Origin of the sequence: Luteitalea sp. (genome assembly GCA_009377605.1) — a bacterium.
GTDB lineage: Bacteria > Acidobacteriota > Vicinamibacteria > Vicinamibacterales > Vicinamibacteraceae > WHTT01.
This window is the reverse complement of sequence record WHTT01000208.1, coordinates 1-1,237: the sequence shown is the minus strand read 5'-3', so window position 1 is coordinate 1,237 and position 1,237 is coordinate 1. Positions and strand designations below refer to the sequence as shown.

General features: G+C 64.2%; 2 protein-coding genes and 1 tRNA gene. All 3 read left to right on the top strand.

Translation table 11 applies throughout. From position 1 onward, the window contains the following. Positions 1 to 354 precede the first annotated feature (354 nt). Positions 355 to 492, top strand: a complete 138-nt coding sequence (locus GEV06_28545) for a hypothetical protein (protein ID MPZ21800.1) — start codon at positions 355 to 357, stop codon at positions 490 to 492. Between the two features lie 134 nt (positions 493 to 626). Then, positions 627 to 700: transfer RNA gene (locus GEV06_28540), tRNA-Pro, on the top strand. Positions 701 to 799: 99 nt separating this feature from the next. Next, positions 800 to 1,237: integrase (locus GEV06_28535; GenBank protein MPZ21799.1), on the top strand; the 438-nt coding region annotated here is incomplete at its 3' end.

The window sequence follows — 1,237 nt, the reverse complement described above, 5'->3', positions numbered from 1 at the left end:
CGACTCGGTGCTGTCCAGGCACATCAAGGATGGAACTGTCAGGGAAGCCGACTTGAGCGACGGCGTGGTAGGGAAGCTCAACCAGGCAGGCCCCGAGGGTCCTCAGGGTCCGATAGGCCCTGAGGGGCCAGTTGGCCCGCCCGGCGAGATGGGGCCGCAGGGCGACCCAGGTGAGCAGGGAGAGCCCGGAGCTGCCGGTGTTTCCGGCCTCGAGACCATCGCTACCGAAATCCGCGTTCCGGGTACCGCTTCCGGTCAAGTCGCAGCCATCTGCCCCGAGGGCAAAGTCGCAATCGGTGGGGGGCACGCAGCCAGCGCTGATGGGGCTGACGGAAGCAACACCCTCATTAACGAATCAGGTCCCGGCAACCTGACGCAGAGCAATGGCGTATGGAGTGGCGATCGTTGGGTCGTCCGATTCGACAACACGGCGACCACTCACCCAAGCGGTCAAGGCAACGTCAAGGCGTACGTGAACTGCGCTTTCGCTAACTGAGGCGGTAAGTCTGGGATCCGAGTCCCACGAGTCACAAGGCCCCCGGTGAACCGGGGGCCTGTTTCGTTGGCTGGACGAAAGGTCGACCGGCGCGCCCGTTGCACTTGTGCTCGTGCGAGGATTGGCCGATCGGGGCGTGGCCCAGCTTGGCAGGGCGCCTGCTTTGGGAGCAGGAGGTCGGCGGTTCGAATCCGCCCGCCCCGACTGTTAGAACGTTTGTGCAGGTCACAGCACTAGCGCTGACGCTATAACCGGATAGGTGGCTCGTCAAGAGTCTTGCACAGCGCTTAGCGACCGGATAACTTGGGCTACACCTTGGACGACTTCGGGAGCCTCGACGCGCTCGGTCAGTCCTTCCGTCGCGTCCTTTTGGCCGAAAATCGCTCTCCTCGCACGGTCGAAACCTACGGTGAAGCCATCTCACAGCTCTCAGCCTTCCTGGAAACCGATGGCCGGTCAACCAAGGTGAGCGAGATCGAGGCCGCGCAGGTCCGGGACTTCATCGCCCGCCTGCTCGAGATCCACAAGCCCGCGACCGCAAGCAACCGATACCGGGCCCTGCGGCGGTTCTTTCGATGGGCCCACGCCGAGGGCGAGATCGACAGCGACCCCATGGAGCACGTCAAGCCTCCACACGTTCCCGAGACGCCGGTCGACGTCCTGAGCGTCGAGCAACAGAAGGCGCTCGTCAAAGCCTGCGAGGGTGTCGAGTTCGAGGACCGGCGCGACATGGCCCTGGTC